Below are 2,789 nucleotides of genomic sequence, written 5' to 3'. Positions count from 1 at the left end.
AAGCTGTCCGCCGACACCGTGAAGATCGGCTACTTCGCCAACCTGACCCACGGCACCCCGCTGGTCGGCCTGCAGGAGGGCCTGTTCCAGAAGGAGCTGGGCGCGACCCAGGTCAAGACCCAGATCTTCAACGCCGGCCCGGCCGAGATCGAGGCGCTGAACGCCGGTTCGATCGACATCGGCTGGATCGGCCCCTCCCCGGCCATCAACGGCTTCACCAAGTCCAAGGGCACCTCGCTGCGGGTCATCGGCGGCTCCGCCTCCGGCGGGGTGAAGCTGGTCGTCAACCCCGACAGGATCAAGACCCTGGACGACCTCAAGGGCAAGAAGATCGCCACCCCGCAGCTGGGCAACACCCAGGACGTGGCGCTGCTCAACTACCTGGCCGAGAAGGGCTACAAGGTCGACGCGCAGTCCGGCGCCGGCGACGTCTCGGTGGTCCGCTCGGACAACAAGGTCACGCCGGACGCGTACAAGTCCGGCTCCATCGACGGCGCCTGGGTGCCCGAGCCGACCGCCTCCAAGCTGGTCACCCTCGGGGCCAAGGAACTGCTGAACGAGAAGCAGGTCTGGCCGGACGGCAAGTTCGTGATCACCAACATCATCGTCTCTCAGAAGTTCCTCAAGGAGCACCCGGACGTGGTGGAGGCCGTGCTGCGCGGCTCGGTGAACACCAACGCCTTCATCAAGGCCAACCCGGACAAGGCCAAGGCCGACGCCAACGACGCCATCAAGGCGGCCGCGGGCAACGCCCTGGAGCCGGCCGTCCTCGACCCGGCGTGGAAGGACATCGAGTTCCTGGACGACCCGCTGGCGAACACCTTCCAGGCCGAGGCCGACCACGCGGTGACGGCGGGTCTCCTGGCCAGGGCCGACCTGCGCGGCATCTACGACCTGACCCTGCTGAACCAGGTGCTCGGGGCCGCGGGCCGACCCGCGGTCTCGGACGCCGGACTCGGCAGGACCTCCTGATCCCGGGCCCGACGGCCCCGCCCCCGCCCGGTAGCCCCGGCCTTCGCCCCCACCGCATGCCCTGCATCCGCCAGGAGGTCCCGCCATGAGCAGAGCACTCACCGCGCAGCACGACGCATCCCCCGCAACGGCCCCGGACGACGCCCCCAGCCCCGACGCCCAGGCCGCCGGGAGCTCTGCCGCCGGAAGCCCCGCCGTCCGGATCTCCGGGCTGCACAAATCCTTCGGCCGCGCCGGTGCCGCCACCGCGGTCCTGGAGGACATCCACCTCGAGGTCGCCGCGGGCGAGTTCCTCTGCCTGCTCGGTGCCTCCGGCTGCGGCAAGTCCACCCTGCTCGACCTGGTCGCCGGGCTCGACCGGCCGACCTCCGGCACCATCGAGGTGCCCGGCGGACGGCCCGCACTGATGTTCCAGGACCACGCACTGTTCCCCTGGCTCACCGCCGGCAAGAACATCGAACTCGCCCTGCGCCTGGCAGGCGTCCCCCGCGACCGACGCCGCCCCGAAGCCGAACGCCTCCTGGAACTGGTCCGCCTCGGCGGCTCCCACCGCAAACGGATCCACGAACTCTCCGGCGGCATGCGCCAGCGCGTCGCACTCGCCCGCTCCCTCGCCCAGGGCGGCAACGTCCTCCTGATGGACGAACCCTTCGCCGCACTCGACGCCATCACCCGCGACGTACTCCACGACGAGATCACCCGCATCTGGGCCGAACGCCGACTGACCGTCCTGTTCGTCACCCACAACGTCCGCGAGGCCGTCCGCCTCGCCCAACGCGTCGTCCTCCTCTCCTCCCGCCCCGGCCGGATCGCCCGCGAATGGCACATCGACCTGCCACAGCCACGCCGCATCGAATCCACCGGCGTCGCCGATCTGTCCATCGAGATCACCGAAGAACTGCGTGGGGAGATCCGCCGCCATGTCCAACACTGACACCACCCTCACCAAGGAACCCACCGACTCCGCCACCGTCGAAGCAGGCCTCGACGCCCTCGAAACCGTCCAGATCCAACGCACCCCCCTCACCCAGGCGCTGCGCCAGAAAGTGCTGCCGCCGGTCCTCGGCATCCTGCTGGTCCTCGGCGTCTGGCAACTCGCCGTCACCCTGGAACTCACCACCACCGACAAACTCCCCAGCCCCGGCGAGGTCTGGCAGTCACTGACCAAGCTCTGGTACGCGGGCACACTCTTCTCGATCATCTGGACCAGCCTGTGGCGCGGCCTGTCCGGCTTCCTCGCCGCCGTCGCCATCGGCACCCCGATCGGCCTGCTGGTCGCCCGGGTCAAGCCGATCCGCGCCGCACTCGGCCCGGTGCTCTCCGGCCTGCAGTCACTGCCCTCGGTCGCCTGGGTCCCGGCCGCCGTGATCTGGCTCGGCATCAACAACTCGGCCATGTACGCCGTCATCCTGCTCGGCGCCGTCCCCTCCATCGCCAACGGCCTGATCTCCGGCATCGACCAGGTCCCGCCGATCTACCTGCGGGCCGGCCGCACCCTCGGCGCCACCGGCCTCGCCGGCGCCCGCCACGTCCTGCTGCCCGCCGCCCTCCCCGGCTACCTCGCCGGCCTCAAACAGGGCTGGGCCTTCTCCTGGCGCTCCCTGATGGCCGCCGAACTCATCGCCGCCTCCCCCGACCTCGGCGTCGGCCTCGGCCGCTACCTCGAGAACCAACGCGAATTCTCCGACATGTCGGGCGTCCTCCTCGGCATCATCCTGATCCTGGTCGTCGGCGTCGCCATCGACCTACTGATCTTCTCCCCGATCGAACGCCGCGTGCTGCGCAGCCGCGGCCTGCTCGTCACCACCCGCTGAGGC

Annotated in this window: 3 protein-coding genes; all 3 read left to right on the top strand. The window is 70.1% G+C overall.

Translation table 11 applies throughout. From position 1 onward, the window contains the following. The coding region (locus AC2TEW_RS38890) for an aliphatic sulfonate ABC transporter substrate-binding protein (protein ID WP_484627848.1) at positions 1-972 on the top strand (972 nt) is incomplete at its 5' end. 85 nt (positions 973-1,057) lie between these two features. Further along, entirely contained in the window at positions 1,058-1,906 is an 849-nt protein-coding gene (locus AC2TEW_RS38885) for an ABC transporter ATP-binding protein (protein WP_484627847.1), read from the top strand. Next, positions 1,893-2,786, top strand: a complete 894-nt coding sequence (locus AC2TEW_RS38880; protein ID WP_484627583.1) for an ABC transporter permease — start codon at positions 1,893-1,895, stop codon at positions 2,784-2,786. Before AC2TEW_RS38885 ends, AC2TEW_RS38880 begins: the two co-directional genes overlap by 14 nt. The last annotated feature ends 3 nt before the right edge of the window (positions 2,787-2,789 follow it).

This window comes from Kitasatospora sp. NEAU-CNBT7 (genome assembly GCF_057220535.1).
Note: the sequence above shows the minus strand (reverse complement) of the source record. Positions and strands in the feature narration are given on the sequence as shown.

Coding starts and splice junctions, on each gene's coding strand:
- AC2TEW_RS38880 (WP_484627583.1), top strand. CDS start 1,893: ATGTCCAACACTGACACCACCCTCACCAAGGAACCCACCGACTCCGCC.
- AC2TEW_RS38885 (WP_484627847.1), top strand. CDS start 1,058: ATGAGCAGAGCACTCACCGCGCAGCACGACGCATCCCCCGCAACGGCC.